The following is a 16,315-nucleotide window of genomic DNA, read 5'->3' as shown; positions in this document are numbered from 1 at the left end:
CGCATTCACAATCGATGACGGACCCTTTGCAAATTGTCGCGGGTGGTCCTCTTGTCGTTGTTTTCGTCTCGTTTCGTCCTTCTTTGCCTTTCCGTAGCCGTGGCCGCCGTGCCGGCGCTTGCCGAGGACAAGGCCGGCGAGACGGTCAAACGCAAGCAGCTCGTCATCGTCTCCTTCGACGGCGCGCATGACAATGCGCTCTGGGAGAAGAGCCGCGCCATGGCCAAGCGCACCGGCGCGCATTTCACCTACTTCCTCTCCTGCACCTTCCTCTTCCCGAGGGAGGACCGGGCAACCTATCAGGCGCCGCACGAAAAGCGCGGCCGCTCGAATGTGGGCTTTTCGCCGGACAGGCAGGATACGTTGCTCAGGCTCAGCGAAATCTGGATGGCGAAACAGGAAGGCCACGATATCGGCAGCCATGCCTGCGGCCATTTCGACGGCGGCAAATGGAGCGAGAAGGACTGGACGGCAGAGTTCACCTTCTTCACCGATGCGCTGAAGAACGGCTGGCGCAATGCCGGGGCGCCCGAGCGCGAGCCCGCCGACTGGCAACGCTTCGTGAAAGAGGACATCAAGGGCTTCCGCGCACCCTACCTCTCCGCCGGCCCCGGCCTCGTCAAGGCGCTGGAGGCGAAAGGCTTCACCTACGATGCGAGCCTCGTCACCAAGGGGCCGGCCATGCCGGTCACCAGCGGCGATATCGCCCGCTTCGGCCTGCCGCTCATTCCCGAAGGCGCCTCCCAGCGCCCTGTCATCGCCATGGATTACAACCTCTATGTCCGCCATTCCAAGGGCAAGGAGAACCCCGAAAAGAGCGCGGCCTTCGAGGACAGCACGCTGAAAGCCTACCGCGAGGCCTTCACCGGACAATATGACGGCGCGCGCATTCCCCTCCAGCTCGGCTTCCATTTTGTCGAGATGAATGCCGGCGCGTACTGGCGCGCCCTCAACCGTTTCCTGACCGAGACCTGCGGCAAGGAGGATGTGGCCTGTGTCAGCTATGCCCAGGCAATGGACATTCTCGCCAAGGAAAAAAGGGCGGCCGGAGCCGCCCTCTGATCGTTTAAGGTCGAAGCGTTACGGTCGATTGGCCGCAAGCTCCCCTTCGGCAGCTTCCCGCTCCAGGTAACGCTGGTCGATTTCCGGCAGCGGCTTGTCATCGATCGCCGCTTCGAAGGCTTTCAGACGCTTGTAGATGGAAAGCAGCTCGATAATGGTCGACCAGTAGCTGACAAGGTACTGGAAGGAATCCGTCACCTGGCCAAAGGCCGTGCTGATCTGCTGCCACAGGCCCATCGTGATCTTGCCCGCAGCAACGGTGGGAATCAGGATGAAGGTGAGGAAGCTGCCGTCGAGCTGGTTGTAGCCGAAGCGCGCGATGTTGAAGTAGCAATAGTGCCAGTACATGCGGAAGTAGTTCTTGCGCACATTGTTGAACAGCTCCCGCACCGTGACGGGCTGTGCCCGGTCCGCGTCGTCCTCGCCATAGACGAGTTCCTTACGATAGGCCGCCTCGACGCGCTGGTTGCGGAATTGCAGGCCCGGCAGCTTGATACCGGCGAGCGCCAGCAGCGCCGTGCCGAAGATTGACCAGCCGATGGCCAGCCAGAACAGCGAGTGCGGAATGGCGCCGAGAACCGGCACATCCGCCATATGCTCGGACAGCTTGAAGAGCAGCGGCAGGAACACGACGAGCGTCATGATGGAGTTGATGAAGACGACGCCGAGGCCTTCGACGATATTGGCGAAGCGCATCGTGTCTTCCTGCACACGCTGCGAGGCGCCTTCGATATGCCGCAGCTTCGGCCAGAGCGACATGTAATAGTCATTCATCGCGGTGCGCCAGCGGAAGACGTAGTGGTTGGTGAAGAAGGCCGTGACGACATTGATGACGACGGCGACGGCACCGATCTGCAGGAAGTAGATCTGCATGTCCCACAGTTCGGTCGCGGTGACGTTTCCGGGCCCGGTCAGGCCTTTCTGGAAGAGGTCGAAGAACGGGCCGCGCCAGTTGTTGATGGCGACATAGGCCTGCACGGTGAAATAGGCGATGAAGATGAGGAACGCGGTGCCCCAGATCGACCAGTTCGTCCAGGGATGGTCACGCGCGATCACCTTCCAGGCTCCACCGAAGATCGCGACGAAGATCGCGAAATACAGGTAGAACCAGAGATTGTCGGGAGAGAAGAAGTAGGCGATGCCGAGCGGCGCGGCCTCACCGGGCGCCAGTGGCGGCAAGCCGATCGCCGCCCCCATTTGCGGCCCCACCGTATACCAGACCACCATGCAGATGATCGACCAGACGACGAAGGACGAGAAGAACAGCTTGGGCTGCGGGAAGAAGGAATGGAACAAGGGCGAGACTCTCGATCGTTCAGCGGCAGCGGCACCGCCAATTCACGCTGAATCTAGAGGAGTTTGCGCGCCGCAACAATTACCGTGGGCCGGCATTACGGAGATTTAATGGAAAGCGCTCCGCCGGCGACGACCGTCACCGCGGCGATCAATAAGATGCCGGCTGCGACAAGGCTCGGCAGCACATAGCTGCCGGTCTGCGCGGCCAGTACGCCGGCGCCGAGCGGGCCGACGATCTGCCCCACCCCGAAGGCGGCCGTCATCAGCGCCAGCACCTGGCGCGGGCTGTCGCTTGCCAGTCTGCGGCCGAGCTGCAAGCCGTAAGCCGTCACGATCATGAAGGTGAAGCCGAGCAGCGCGCCGCCGATGAGGGCCGATGCCGGAAACGGCAGCACGACGGTCGCCGCGACACCGACCGCTTCCAAAAGAAGCGCGGCCAGATAGGTTGCTGCCACGCCGAGACGGCGCTCGACAGGGCGCCATGCAAAAAGGGAGATTGCCGCAGCCGCGCCGGTCACGAGCCAGGTGAGGCATTCCAGCAGCGGATCATGGGCGCCCGCGCGCGCGATGGCCACGATGAAGGTGGCGGTGACGACATAGCCGATGCCGAACAGGCCATAGCTCGCCGTCAGCGCCACCAGTGGCCGCGTCCATCTGATGGACGGCTCGCGTCGGGAGCCAGCCTGCGCGGCCGGACGGGGCAGAAGAAGCGCCACGGCTGCAAGGCCGACAGCCCCCAGAAGCCCGCCGGCCAGCCAGTCGATGCGCCACGGCGAAATCGCCGTGGGCGGAACCAGCGACAGGACATAGACGAGCACCGCCGAAACCGCGATGCCGCAGCCGACGCCGGAAAAATGCGCCCGCTGCACGCGCGGATCGCCGTGGCTGAGGCCGATGGAAAGCACGATGCCGGAGGTGAAGATCATGGCGAAGGCGCTGGCGAGCCCTGCAAGGAAACGAATGACGGAGAGCACCGCGACATCGGACGCCAGCGCCATGGCAAACAGCAGCAGCACAGTGGCGGCGAGCGCACCGATTGCCAGAGGCCTCTCCCGGCCGGTGGCCCAGCCGTGGGCGGCAAGCAGTGCTCCCAGCAGGTAGCCCGCGAAATTTGCCGCGGCAATCACGCCGGCCTCGGCCGCATCAAGACCAAGCCCCGTCATCATGCCCGGCAGCACGGGTGTGTAGAAGAACCGGCCGATGCCCATCGCAACGGCCATCGCGACCGCGCCGGAAAGCGCGGCCCGCACCGGCTCGCGGGACAGGAAATTTGTGCACTGCGTCATGGCGCGACCATGGCACCGCGGCGCCAGGCGAACAAACGAGATAAATTGATCCGTCGATCAGCGCCGTTGAAGGCTCAGCCCGGCAGCGTGACGACGAGCGGCCCGTTGCGGGTGGCCACCACCGTGTGCTCGAACTGCACGGTCGGCGCGCTCGGCTCGCTGTAGAGCGTCCACTCGTCCTTGTCGCCGCTGCCCGCCCAGTTGGCGCCGAGCGACAGGAACGGCTCCACCGTGAAAACCAGGCCTTCCGTCATGCGGCGCTTTTCCTGTGGGTCTGGCCAGGTCGCGATTTCCGTGGGCTCCTCGTGCAGCGACCGGCCGACGCCGTGGCTCGCAAGATTGGCGATCAGCGTGTAACGGTTCTTTCGGGCGAATTCGCCGATGGCGTTGCCCACCTGCGCGAAAGGCTTTCCGGTCTTGACCTCCTTGAGCCCCACCCAGAGCGCCCGCTTGCCGTCACGGCAAAGGCGCTCCACGGCAGGCGTCGAACGGCCCAAGGTGAAGGATGCGCCCGTATCGGCAAAATAACCGTCCCGCACCGCCGAGACGTCGATATTGATGAGATCGCCGTTCCTGATCACGCGTTCGCCGGGAATGCCGTGCGCAACTTCCTCGTTGATGCTGATGCAGGTCGCGCCCGGAAACTTGTAGCAGCTCTCCGGTGCGGAGGTGGCACCCGCCTCCTCCAGCATGCGCCGGCCGATCAGGTCGAGTTCGCCGGTCGTCATGCCCGGCCGGACGGCCGTCGACATATGCTGCAGAACATTGGCGCAGATTCGCCCGATGGCCTTCAGGCCCTCCAGGTCTTCATCATTTTCTAGAGTCATCGCATCTCTCTTTCGCGGGGCGTCCTAACACAACCGCGCGCCGCTGTCAGGCGGGAGCGGGCGCCTCCGCCGTCTTGTCCTCGGCCAGCATCTCGCGCACCAGCGGCGCGACCTTCGTGCCGTAGAGTTCGATCCCGCGAAGAAGCCGGTCATGCGGCATCAGCCCGATTGCCATCTGCAAAAGAAAGCGATCGTTGCGGAAAATCCGCTGATGCGCCACGATCTTGCGCGCCACCGTCTCCGGGTCGCCCAGGAACAGATGGCCGTCAGGTCCGGTCGACTGGTCGAACTGCGCCCGGCTGGTGGGTCCCCAGCCGCGCTCGCCACCGATGCGGTTCATCACCGCAGCCTGCGGGCCATAGAACGTGTCGGCAGCCTCCTGCGTGGTGTCAGCGATGAAACCGTGAACGTTGATGCTCGTCTTCAGCCCCGCTGCGTCCTGGCCCGCGCGGCGAGCAGCCTCGCGGTAGAGATCGAAGAGCGGCGCATAGCGCGCCGGCGTGCCGCCGATGATGGCGAGCGCCAGCGGCAGGCCATAGGCGCCCGCGCGCGCCACCGATTGCGGCGTGCCGCCGACGGCAATCCAGATCGGCAGCCGGCCATGGACCGGCCGGGGATAAACACCGAGCCCGGGCAGCGGCGCGCGCATGGTGCCGTTCCACGAGACCTTTTCGCTCTCGTTGAGCGCGAGCAGCAGATCCAGCTTCTCCTCGAAGAGCTTGTCGTAATCGTCGAGCGCATAGCCGAACAGCGGGAAGGATTCGATGAAGGAGCCGCGCCCCGCCATGATTTCGGCCCGGCCACCCGAGATGAGGTCGACAGTCGAGAACTGCTGAAACACCCGCACCGGATCGTCCGACGACAGCACCGTCACCGCACTTGAGAGCCGAATGGTCTTCGTGCGCGCCGCTGCCGCCGCCAACACGACGGCGGGGGCAGACGCCGCATAGTCCGGACGGTGATGTTCACCAAGTCCGAACACGTCGAGGCCGACCTGATCGGCAAGCTCGATCTCGTCAAGCAGCTCTTTCAGCCGCCGCTCCCCATCCCGACCCTTGTCGGCGGCATTGGGATCGACATCGGCGAAGGTATAGAGGCCAAGTTCCATGGGAGGTTCCAGATCAGAGGATTTTCCCTGAAATATGGCGTCCGCGCCCCGGTTGAAAGCCCCGCTCGGGAAACAGTGTGTTTACGGAGCGCTTGAAGGCACGGCACCTGCGGCCATCTCACGCTGCAGGCTGTCGAGATGCTGGCGGATATGCGCGGCTTCCGCGGTAGAGGTGGCAAGTGCGATCGCCTTGCCGAAGGCGTCGCGGGCCTCGGCATAGCGGCCGAGCTGTTTCAGGAGCCCGCCGCGCAGGCCGTGGAAGTAGAAGTAGCCCGAAAGCGTATCCGCCAGCGGCTCCACCAGCGCCAGTGCGGCCTCCGGCCCCGCGCGCTTCGACACCGCCACCGCCCGGTTGAGCGTCACGACCGGCGACGGCTGGAGGCGCTCCAGTGTCTGGTAGAGAAGATCTATCTCCAGCCAGTCGGTTTGCGCGGCAGTCAGCGCGCGGGCATGCAGCGCGGCAATCGCCGCCTGGATCTGGAATGGCCCCGGCGCGCGATGGCGCAGCGCCTTGTCGATAAGCACCAGTGCTTCGTCGATCATGCCGCGGTCCCAGAGCGCCCGGTCCTGGTCCTCCAGAAGCACGATCTGGCCGTCGCCGTCGAAACGCGCCTTGCGCCGCGCATGCTGGAGCAGCAGCAGCGCCGTCAGCCCCATGATCTCCGGTTCGGCCGGAAACAGCACCAAAAGCAACCGCGCCAGCCGGATCGCCTCCGCGCAGAACGGCGTATCGAGCTTTTCCGGCGCGCCGGCCGAATAGCCCTCGTTGAAGACGAGATAGATCATCGCGGCGACACGGCCGAGGCGTTCGGCGCGCGCCATCGCATCCGGCGTCTCGAAGGCAACGCCCGCCGCGCCGATCCGCGCTTTGGCCCGCGTGATGCGCTGCTCCATCGCCGCTTCCGATACGAGGAACGCGCGCGCGATCTGGCGCACGGAAAGCCCGGAAACGATGCGCAGCGCCAGCGCGATCTGCTGTGTCGCCGGCAGTTCGGGATGGCAGCAGACAAAGAGCAGCCGCAGAATATCGTCGCGGTAATGCGCGCCGTCCAGCCGGTCGGCCATGTCCGCCTCCCGGTCCTCGAGGTCGGAGAGCATCTCTTCGGGCGGCAGCGGCTGGGTCTTTGCCCGCTTGCGCACCTGGTCGATACCACTGTTGCGGCCCACGAAGATCAGCCAGGCCGCGGGGTCGCGCGGCGGTCCCTTTTCCGGCCAGGTCTTCAGCGCCCTGAGACAGGCCTCCTGAAAGGCCTCCTGCGCGAGGTCGAGGTCACGGAAATAGCGCAGAAGCGCGCCCATGGCCTGCGGCCGCGCCGATGTGAGCGCAAGATCGATCCAGCCGGGGTCCGTCATGCGATGGGCACTCCCGGCATGAAATATTGCAGCGGCCGGATTTCATAGGTGCCGTGCGCCGGATTGGCGGCGGAAAGCTCGCGCGCGAAGGTGATCGCCTCCTCCAGCGTCTCGGCCTGCACCACGAAGAAGCCGAGGAACTGTTCCTTCGTCTCGGCAAACGGCCCGTCCATCACGATGGCGTCGGTCGCGCCCTTGCGCACCGTCACGGCCGCCGTCGTCGGCATCAGGCGGGCGACAGGCCCCAGCTTGCCGGCCTCGGCATAACGCTGGTTGACGGCGCCGAGATCGGCCATGACCTTGTCGTCCTGCTCCTTCGACCAGGCACAGACTTCACTTTCGGAATCGTAGCAGAGAACGGCATACAGCATGGAAACCTCCCGTTGGCTGGAAGACGTAGACGTAGCGCGTCCGCCGACAGGCCGCACCGGATTATTTTCACCGGATCAGATCTTGAAGACGTCGTCCTGCTGGAACACGATGACATAGCCGCCTGTCGACGCCCCCTGGTCAGCCCAGGCCTGCAACTGCGCGTGATACGGCTCCAGCCGCCAGATATCCGCGTGATCGGGATCGACCAGAACGGTGATCTGCGGCCCCTGCCGATAGATCATCATGTGGGAACGCGACGGGTCCCAGGCAGCGCCGAGCGTAGCGTCCGTCATCCACAGACAGAGAAAATCCCGGCAGACAGACGGCCGCTCCTCGTAGATCGAACAGCCCTTGCCAGCAATACAATGCCGGCACCAGGCGTTGGCCGGCTTGTCGAACAGGTCGATATCGGGCAGCCGGCAACACAGCGTGCATCCACCGCACGCCCGGCCCGGCACGGTGGCGGGCGAAGGCGTCGCGCACCGGTCTTCGGCCTGCGGCATGGCGATCTCCATTGACAAACCGGCCGATCCATACCGCTCCGCCCGCCGTCATGCACCGATTTTCTGCACGCATCCGCCGCCGGGCTGGCAAAGCAGAGAAATCGGGCTTAGTTACCGCCAGAGGGAGGACCGAACGCATGACGGTGTTGCAGACCAAGCAACTGACACTGACCCCGTGCACGCCTGACGACCGCGCCGATTTCATCGCGCTCGAAAGCGATCCCGCAGTCATGCGCTTCCTCAATGGCGGCCACCCGGTCGGAAAGGCGGAGAGCGACCCGGATGCAACCTTCCTCATGCCGCGCGGCACCGAGCCCCATGTCTGGACCGTCCGACGCACCGCCAGCCGGGTCTTCGTCGGCTGGATCTGCCTTTGGCCGGAAACGGGAAGGCTGGCCGAACTCGGCTACCGCCTGCGACAGGCGCAATGGGGCCACGGTTTTGCATCGGAAAGTGCCGCAGCCCTTGTGAACTGGGGGTTCGAGAACGCCGGCTACGATACCATCGTCGCCTGCACGATGGCCGTGAACCATCCCTCGCGCCGCGTCATGGAAAAGCTCGGCATGCGCCCCACGCGCACCGTCGATGTTACCGGCCCGGACATCTTCCCGGGCTGCGAACAGGGCGAAGTATGGTACGAGCTGAACCGCGCGGACTGGAAGGGCGCCAGACCGCCCTCCCCGTGACCAAAATCCTAGCCGGCGCTCAGCGTGCGGCGAACCGCATCTTTCCAGCCCTTGATCTTCGTCGCGCGGGTCTTCTCATCCATTTTGGGCTCGAAGCGCGTGTCGCGCGCCCAGGACTTGGCAAAGCCCTTGCGGTCCGGCCACACGCCGGCGCGCTGGCCGGCAAGCCATGCGGCCCCCAGCGCCGTCGTCTCCAGAATGGTCGGGCGGTCGACGGGCGCGTCGAGAATGTCGGCAAGGCGCTGCATCGTCCAGTCGGAGGCGACCATGCCTCCATCGACGCGCAGCACCGTTTCCTTGCCGTTCGCCTTCCAGTCCTTGTGCATGGCGTCGAGCAGGTCGCGCGTCTGGTAGCACACGGCTTCAAGCGCGGCGCGGGCGAATTCCGCCGGCCCCGTATTGCGCGTCATGCCGTAGATCGCCGCTCGCGCCTCCGGGTCCCAGTGCGGCGCGCCCAGCCCTGTGAAGGCAGGCACGAGATAGACATTTTGCGTCGGGTCGGCCTTGGCCGCGAGATCGCCGGTATCGGCGGCCGACTTGATGACCTTCAGCCCGTCGCGCAACCATTGCACGGCCGCCCCCGCAATGAAGATCGAACCCTCGAGCGCATAGGTCGTCTCGCCGTCCAGCCGGTAGGCGATGGTGGTCAGCAGCCGGTTCTTCGAGCGCACCATGTCCGGGCCGGTGTTGAGCAGCGCAAAGCAGCCGGTGCCATAGGTAGATTTCATCATTCCCGGCTCGAAGCAGGCCTGGCCGATGGTCGCAGCCTGCTGGTCGCCGGCCACGCCGAGGATCGGGATTTCCGCACCGAACAGGCTTTTCTCCGTCACGCCGAAATCCGCCGCGCAGTCCAGCACCTCGGGCAGCATGGCCGTGGGCACGCGCAGGATGTCGAGGAGGTCGTCGTCCCAGCTGTTGTCGGCGATGTTGTACATCAGCGTGCGGCTGGCATTGGTGGCGTCGGTGACATGGGCCGTGCCGCCGGTCAGCCGCCAGATCAGGAATGAATCGATGGTGCCGAAGCACAGGTCGCCCTTGGCCGCGCGGGCGCGGGCGCCCTTCACATTGGAGAGCAGCCAGGACAGTTTGGTGCCCGAGAAATAGGGATCGAGCAGCAGGCCGGTCTTCTTCGTGAAGGTCTTTTCAAGGTCCTGCCGCTTCAGCTTCTCGCAATAGGAGGCCGTGCGGCGGTCCTGCCAGACGATGGCATTGTGGATCGCCTTGCCGCTCTCGCGCTCCCACACCACGACCGTCTCGCGCTGGTTGGTGATGCCGATGGCGGAAATGTCGGAGGCCTTGACGTCGGCCTTTTTCAGCGCCGCCTTGACTGACCAGACGACGCTTTCCCAGATCTCCTCCGGATCGTGCTCCACCCAGCCGGACTGCGGAAAGATCTGCGTGAATTCCTTCTGCCCCGAACCGACGACCTTCTGCTTGCCGTCGAAAACGATCGCCCGGCTCGATGTCGTGCCCTGATCGATCGCGAGAACATATCCGCTCATTCCGCCCTCCCGTTGCGGGCCTCTCCAGGACCCTTCGAATCTTCAATACGATACAAAAACGAATGTCAAAGGAAAATAAAACGCACCTTTGCTCCGCTTCCAGCGGGACTGTACCGCGCGCAAAACGCAATTGTCATTGCTTGAATTTTGGGCGTAGGCTGCCGACATCAGAGCATGAACTGGAGATTGCCCTCATGAAAAGCGTCGTCGTCACCGGCTCGACCAGCGGCATCGGTCTCGCCATCGCCACCGCCTTTGCCGAAAACAACGCCAATGTCGTCATCAACGGCTTCGGCGCGGCCGATGAGATCGAGGCGATCCGCGCGAAGCTCGACGGGCTCGGCAAGGGCAAGGTGCTCTACCACCCCGCCGACATGACCAAACCGCACGAGATTTCCGACCTCATCCAGACGGCGGTCGAACAGTTCGACGGCGTCGATATCCTCGTCAACAATGCCGGCATCCAGCATGTCGAGAAGATCGAGGACTTTCCCGTGGAGAAGTGGGACCAGATCATCGCGATCAATCTTTCCAGCTCCTTCCACACCATTCGCAATGCCGTGCCGCACATGAAGCGCAAGGGCTGGGGCCGCATCATCAACATCGCCTCCGCGCACGGCCTGGTCGCCTCCCCCTTCAAGGCCGCCTATGTCGCCGCCAAGCACGGCGTCATGGGTCTCACGAAGACCGTGGCGCTGGAAGTTGCCGAAAACCGCATCACCGCCAACACCATCTGCCCCGGCTATGTGCTCACACCCCTCGTCGAAAAACAGATCCCCGATACGGCCAAGGCCCGCGGCATCAGCGAGGCCGAGGTGAAATCGGATGTCATGCTGAAATTCCAGCCCACCAAGGAATTCGTCGGCACCGACGAGGTCGCGGCCATCGCGCTTTTCCTCGCCTCGGATGCGGCAAAGTCCATCAACGGCACCCACATCTCCGTCGATGGCGGCTGGACCGCCCAGTAAGAACAAACAACCGATAAGCAGCAAACAAGAAGACAACAATGAATTTTCTGCAGGACAGCCTGGAGGGTTTTCTCGCCCGGGAACACCGCGTCGTCATCGTCGATATCACCGCCGTCAAGGGCTCGGCCCCGCGCGACGCCGGCGCCTTCATGCTGGTGGCGCCGACCGATATTCACGGCACCATCGGCGGCGGGCAGCTGGAATACGAAGCCATCGAGAACGCGCGCAAGCTGCTGGCCGAGGCCGGCGGCGAGCCGGTGCTCGAGATCCAGCTTGGCCCCGAGATCGGCGAGTGCTGCGGCGGCCGCGTCACGCTGACCTTCACCTTTGCGGACGAGCCAGCCCGCGCCGCGCTGGATGCACGGCTGGCCGAGGATGAGCGGCGCAAGCCGCAGGTCTGGGTCTTCGGCGCGGGCCATGTCGGGCGCGCGCTGGCCGATGCGCTGACGCCTCTGCCGCTCAAGGTTTTCGTCGTGGAGACGCGCGAGACCGAACTCGACCAGATGACCTCGGAGGTGCATCATCGGCTGAACGCCATGCCGGAATCGGTGGTCGCGGACATTCCGCCGGGCTCGGCCGTCGTCATCGTCACGCATGATCACGCGCTCGATTTCATGATCGCGCGCGAAGCGCTCGCCCGCACCGACCTTGCCTATATCGGCATGGTCGGCTCGAAGTCGAAGCGCGCCAGCTTCCTGCACACGCTGGATGAGGAAGGCATCGAGCGCAGCGTGGCCGACAGGCTCGTCCTGCCGATTGGCGGAACGGCCGTGAACGACAAGCGGCCTGAGGTTATCGCCGCCATGACCGCCGCCGAACTGCTCGTCGCCTTCGCCGCGAAAACCCAGGGCATTTCCAGCCGAAGCGGGATTGCTTCGGTATCGAATGATCCGGCAGGGCTCTAACAGCGCCCGTCAAGAAAGCCGAGATCCCGTTTCAGGTGATCCGATAGCGCGGTGACGTCGAGCCGCGATATAGCCGCCCGCTGCCGGCGGAAGATGCCGTGTGACAGCCTTTGCCAGAAAGTGAGTTCACGAAACGGCAGGACGCCGACGGGCTCCCGATCAACAGCGTAGGACATGATGAAGCCTCGAAATTTCCAGTGATGGATTGCACGATGCCCTGGAAAATGTTGGAATTCCAATCGAACCTTCATCTACATCCATAAAGAGAACTTGGCCTTGAAGATGTCCCGGAACGTCCCGCTCAATGCGCTACGCGTCTTCGAGGCGGCCGCACGTCACGGCAGCTTCACCCGCGCCGGCGACGAGCTCGGCATGACCCAGACGGCGGTCAGCTACCAGATCAAGCTTCTGGAGGAGACGCTCGGCGTAACGCTCTTCCTGCGCCAGCCGCGTCAGGTCGTGCTGAGCGAGGCCGGCGAGCGTCTGCGGCCCAAGGTGGCGGAAGGTCTCGGCAAGCTCGCCGAAGCCATCGCCGACCTGAAGGGCGCGAGCGAGGAAAAGCTGCATATCAATTCCACGCCCACCTTCGCCACGCAGTGGCTGAGCCGCACGCTCGGCGATTTCCAGCTCAAGCATCCGGCCATCGCGGTGCGGCTGTCCACATCGCAGGACCTGATCGATTTCTCACGCGAGGAGGCCGATGTCTCGATCCGCTGGGGCAAGGGTGACTGGCCGGGTCTTGCCTGCCACCGCGTCATGCGCATGGATTTCGCACCGATGCTCAGCCCCAAACTTGCCGAGACGATCGGCGGCATCCGCGCGCCCGCCGACCTCCTGAAACTGCCCATCATCAGCCCGCTGGACATCTGGTGGCGCACCTGGTTTGCCGCCGCGGGCATCGATGATCCGGGCCTGGAACGCTTTCCGGCCAACGAGCTGGGCGTCCAGACCATCGACGCACAGGTCGCCATGGCCGGCCAGGGCGTCGCCATTCTTAATCCCGGCCATTTTCGCGCCGAAGTCGCCGCCGGCCAGCTCTACCAGCCCTTCGAGCTTACCTGCAACGACGGCCGCGACTACTGGCTCGCCTACCCCGAGAACCGCCGCAACATCCGCAAGATCAAGGCCTTCCACGACTGGATCCTCACTGCCTTGCCCAAGGCGGTGTGAGGGACGGCACCTGCACGCACGCCGCCCCGCCCTCTCAACTGTCCCAACCTTTCCGCCGTCATCCCCAGGCTTGCGGGGACTGTGACGCCACAACAGCGAAATGCGGGGACATCGACGCCGGAAAAACCCAATTCTTCCAATCCTCGCCGCCCTTTTCATCCGCAAATCATCCTCGCCTTCCGCGCATCGCCTATCCTGAACGTCCTTCCGCCGCCGGACGGATCGCGTAACGTGTCGATGCGGGCGGGAGGAGGCGCTTTCGTTGTCTGCCGTAACGTGCGGCAGGGGCGAAAGAGGTTTGGAGCGACGAGGGGGTGACGCCCTTCGCCGTGCGGGGCTTCCCCCTTCCCCGGGTCACGGGGTCGGTTTGGGTCCGCCATGCAGGCAGAGTGGCAGCGCATATCCCCGAAAAGTGCGGAACGCGGTTTTCGGAAAAGGCATATGCGCCAACAAACTGCGCAGCGAAGCCCTGCCATGCCTGAAGGAGGACAAGACCGCCTCCGAAGAACGCCTGGGCCGCGCGAAAGCGAAGCCACCACACACACCCTTTCCAGAGGCAACGCTTTCGCGCGGTTCTCCGGATTGCCGAATGCCCATCACCCCGGCGGTCCTCCGTACGGGCTGAACCGCATGGCGGACAGCATATGCATTCACCCTTCCCTCGCCCGCGAATCTTGCGCAATGTGGCAGTCGGCGCGATCATCAGAGGGGAAGACCGCATGTACGAATATGCCATTGCCTGGGAGTGGATGACCTTCGCCGTCCGCTGGCTGCATGTCATCACCGCCATCGCCTGGATCGGCTCGTCCTTCTACTTCATCGCGCTCGATCTCGGCCTGGTGAAACGGCCGCATCTTCCCGCCGGCGCCTATGGCGAGGAATGGCAGGTTCATGGCGGCGGCTTCTACCACATCCAGAAATACCTCGTGGCACCGGCCTCCATGCCCGAGCATCTGACGTGGTTCAAATGGGAAAGCTACATGACCTGGCTTTCCGGCTTCGCGCTGCTCTGTCTCGTCTATTACGGCGGCGCCGACCTCTTCCTCGTCGATCGCAACGTGCTGGATGTCTCAACGCCGGTGGCGATCCTCATCTCGCTCGCCTCCCTGGCGCTCGGCTGGATTCTCTACGACCTGCTGTGCAAGTCACCGCTCGGCAAAAACACATGGGGACTGATGATCGTCCTCTACTTCATTCTCGTCGCCATGGCCTGGGGCTATACGCAGGTCTTCACCGGCCGCGCCGCCTTCCTGCATCTCGGCGCCTTCACCGCCACGATCATGTCGGCGAACGTCTTCTTCGTCATCATGCCGAACCAGCGTGTGGTGGTGGCCGATCTCATTGCCGGCCGCACGCCCGATCCGAAATACGGCGTCATCGCCAAACAGCGCTCCACCCACAACAACTACCTGACGCTGCCCGTCATCTTCTTCATGCTGTCGAACCACTATCCGCTCGCCTTCGCGACGGCCTTCAACTGGATCATCGCCGCCCTCGTCTTCCTGATGGGCGTGACCATCCGCCACTGGTTCAACACCACCCACGCCCGCAAGGGTAAACCGACCTGGACCTGGCTCGTCACGGCGCTCATCTTCCTCGTCATCATGTGGCTGTCCACCGTACCGAAGGTCCTGACCGGCGAGCGTGCCGATGCCGCCCTGCCGCCGGCCGCCCAGCGTTTCGCCTCAAACGGCCATTTTCCCGCGGTTCGCGATCTCGTCTCGACGCGCTGTTCCATGTGCCATGCGGCAGAGCCGGTCTGGGAAGGCCTGCGTGCTGCACCCAAAGACGTTGTGTTCGAAAGCGACAAGCAGATTGCCCTTCATGCCCGCGAGATCTATCTGCAGGCAGGGCGCAGCCACGCCATGCCGCCGGGCAACCTCACCGGCATGACGCCTCAGGAGCGCGCCCTCATCACCGCGTGGTTCGAAACATCGACAGAAGGAAGCTGACCGCCATGACACAAACCCTCGTTCGCGGACGTCTGCTCTCCTTCGTGCGCCGCCCGCAGGCCATCGATGACACGGCGAGCTATCGCTACGAGGAGGACGGCGGTTTGCTGGTGGAGGACGGCAGGATCGTCGCGGCCGGCCCCTATGGCACCGTGCGCGCCGAGGCCGCCGCGGATGCCGAGGAGATCGATCATCGTCCGCATCTCATCCTGCCCGGCCTCATCGACACGCACCTGCACTTCCCGCAGATGCAGGTAATCGGCTCCTATGCCGCAAACCTGCTCGAATGGCTCAACACCTACACCTTCCCCGAGGAATGCCGTTTCGTCGAAAGCGAACACGCCGCGCGCATCGCAAGGCACTTCTACGACGAGATGATCCGTCACGGCACGACGACGGCCGTCGCCTACTGCTCCGTGCACAAGGCCTCGGCCGACGCCTATTTCGCCGAGGCCCTGAAGCGCGGCATGCGCATGGTCGGCGGCAAGGTCATGATGGACCGCAACGCCCCGCAGGGCCTGCTCGATACGCCGCAGATGGGCTACGACGAGACACGCGCCGTCATTGCCGAATGGCACGGCAAGGGCCGCAACCACGTCGCCATCACGCCGCGCTTCGCCATCACCTCAACGCCGGCACAGATGGAAATGACGGCCGCACTCGCCCGAGAGTTCCCGGACCTGCACATCCAGACGCATCTGTCCGAAAACCACGATGAAATTCGTTTCACGGGCGAGCTCTACCCCGACGCCATCGACTACACGGATATCTACGCGAAGTACGGCCTGCTCGGCCCCAAAAGCCTGTTCGGCCACTGCATCCACCTTTCCGAGCGAGAGGCGGATGCGATGAGCGAGGCGGGCGCGGTCGCCGTGCATTGCCCCACATCGAACCTGTTCCTCGGCTCCGGCCTCTTCCCCTTGAAGGCGCTGTCACGTCGGGAAAAGCCGGTGCGCATCGGCGTCGCCACCGATATCGGCGGCGGCACGAGCTATTCCATGCTCAAGACGATGGACGAGGCCTACAAGATCCAGCAGTTGCTGGGCGAACGGCTGAACCCGTTCGAGAGCTTCTATCACATGACGCTTGGCAATGCCGAAGCGCTTTCGCTGTCCGACCATATCGGCACGCTGGAAGCAGGCACGGATGCCGATTTCGTCGTGCTGGACGCCGCCGCCACCCCGGCCATGGCGCTGAAGATGGAAGTCACACGCTCCCTCACCGACGAGCTTTTCCTGCTCCAGACGATGGGCGACGACCGCGCCGTGCGCGAAACCTACGTGGCGGGCAAGGCGATGAAAGCTGCGTTATAAGCATTTCAACCA

Annotated in this window: 15 protein-coding genes; 7 read left to right on the top strand and 8 right to left on the bottom strand. The window is 64.2% G+C overall.

Annotated features, from left to right (window positions below):
* Positions 1-51: 51 nt before the first annotated feature.
* Positions 52-1,062, top strand: a complete 1,011-nt coding sequence (locus MNR02_RS04560; RefSeq protein ID WP_371746707.1) for a polysaccharide deacetylase — start codon at positions 52-54, stop codon at positions 1,060-1,062.
* An 18-nt stretch (positions 1,063-1,080) separates the two neighbouring features.
* Here MNR02_RS04560 and sbmA read toward each other — a convergent pair whose 3' ends face one another.
* From sbmA to MNR02_RS04525, 7 genes are all read right to left on the bottom strand, one after another.
* Entirely contained in the window at positions 1,081-2,358 is a 1,278-nt protein-coding gene (gene sbmA, locus MNR02_RS04555; RefSeq protein ID WP_241597925.1) for a peptide antibiotic transporter SbmA, read from the bottom strand.
* A gap of 95 nt (positions 2,359-2,453) precedes the next feature.
* The gene (locus MNR02_RS04550; protein WP_241948242.1) at positions 2,454-3,644 is read right to left on the bottom strand and encodes a YbfB/YjiJ family MFS transporter; all 1,191 of its coding nucleotides are present in this window, start codon (positions 3,642-3,644) and stop codon (positions 2,454-2,456) included.
* A 74-nt stretch (positions 3,645-3,718) separates the two neighbouring features.
* Complete coding sequence (gene map / locus MNR02_RS04545) at positions 3,719-4,471, bottom strand: type I methionyl aminopeptidase (protein ID WP_241597913.1); 753 nt, start codon at positions 4,469-4,471, stop codon at positions 3,719-3,721.
* A gap of 46 nt (positions 4,472-4,517) precedes the next feature.
* Positions 4,518-5,579, bottom strand: a complete 1,062-nt coding sequence (locus MNR02_RS04540) for an LLM class flavin-dependent oxidoreductase (protein ID WP_241948241.1) — start codon at positions 5,577-5,579, stop codon at positions 4,518-4,520.
* 81 nt (positions 5,580-5,660) lie between these two features.
* Complete coding sequence (locus MNR02_RS04535) at positions 5,661-6,932, bottom strand: RNA polymerase sigma factor (protein WP_241948240.1); 1,272 nt, start codon at positions 6,930-6,932, stop codon at positions 5,661-5,663.
* Positions 6,929-7,303, bottom strand: a complete 375-nt coding sequence (locus tag MNR02_RS04530) for a YciI family protein (protein WP_134646892.1) — start codon at positions 7,301-7,303, stop codon at positions 6,929-6,931. The genes MNR02_RS04535 and MNR02_RS04530 overlap by 4 nt, the downstream gene beginning before the upstream one ends.
* A 75-nt stretch (positions 7,304-7,378) precedes the next feature.
* Positions 7,379-7,807: a YkgJ family cysteine cluster protein gene (locus tag MNR02_RS04525; RefSeq protein WP_241948239.1), complete on the bottom strand. Its 429-nt coding sequence runs from the start codon at positions 7,805-7,807 to the stop codon at positions 7,379-7,381.
* A 137-nt stretch (positions 7,808-7,944) separates the two neighbouring features.
* Here MNR02_RS04525 and MNR02_RS04520 point away from each other — a divergent pair, with 137 nt between their 5' ends.
* Positions 7,945-8,493, top strand: coding sequence for a GNAT family N-acetyltransferase (locus tag MNR02_RS04520; protein ID WP_241948238.1), 549 nt, complete (start codon positions 7,945-7,947; stop codon positions 8,491-8,493).
* A gap of 8 nt (positions 8,494-8,501) precedes the next feature.
* Here MNR02_RS04520 and glpK read toward each other — a convergent pair whose 3' ends face one another.
* On the bottom strand, positions 8,502-9,995 hold the full coding sequence (gene glpK, locus MNR02_RS04515) for a glycerol kinase GlpK (protein WP_241948237.1): 1,494 nt from the start codon (positions 9,993-9,995) through the stop codon (positions 8,502-8,504).
* A 194-nt stretch (positions 9,996-10,189) separates the two neighbouring features.
* Between glpK and MNR02_RS04510 the strand changes: the two genes are divergently transcribed.
* The 5 genes from MNR02_RS04510 (at position 10,190) to guaD (ending at position 16,303) form a co-directional block, all read left to right on the top strand.
* A complete protein-coding gene (locus tag MNR02_RS04510) occupies positions 10,190-10,963 on the top strand; it encodes a 3-hydroxybutyrate dehydrogenase (RefSeq protein WP_241597898.1) in 774 nt (257 codons plus the stop codon).
* 38 nt (positions 10,964-11,001) lie between these two features.
* On the top strand, positions 11,002-11,868 hold the full coding sequence (xdhC, locus tag MNR02_RS04505; protein ID WP_241948236.1) for a xanthine dehydrogenase accessory protein XdhC: 867 nt from the start codon (positions 11,002-11,004) through the stop codon (positions 11,866-11,868).
* 276 nt (positions 11,869-12,144) lie between these two features.
* On the top strand, positions 12,145-13,038 hold the full coding sequence (locus tag MNR02_RS04500) for a LysR substrate-binding domain-containing protein (RefSeq protein ID WP_241948235.1): 894 nt from the start codon (positions 12,145-12,147) through the stop codon (positions 13,036-13,038).
* A gap of 719 nt (positions 13,039-13,757) precedes the next feature.
* The gene (puuD, locus tag MNR02_RS04495; RefSeq protein ID WP_241948234.1) at positions 13,758-14,990 is read left to right on the top strand and encodes a urate hydroxylase PuuD; all 1,233 of its coding nucleotides are present in this window, start codon (positions 13,758-13,760) and stop codon (positions 14,988-14,990) included.
* Positions 14,991-14,995: 5 nt separating this feature from the next.
* On the top strand, positions 14,996-16,303 hold the full coding sequence (guaD, locus tag MNR02_RS04490) for a guanine deaminase (RefSeq protein WP_241948233.1): 1,308 nt from the start codon (positions 14,996-14,998) through the stop codon (positions 16,301-16,303).
* The last annotated feature ends 12 nt before the right edge of the window (positions 16,304-16,315 follow it).

The organism is Shinella sp. H4-D48 (assembly GCF_022637395.1).
Lineage (GTDB): Bacteria > Pseudomonadota > Alphaproteobacteria > Rhizobiales > Rhizobiaceae > Shinella > Shinella sedimenti.
This window is presented reverse-complemented; position numbering and strand designations above follow the sequence as displayed.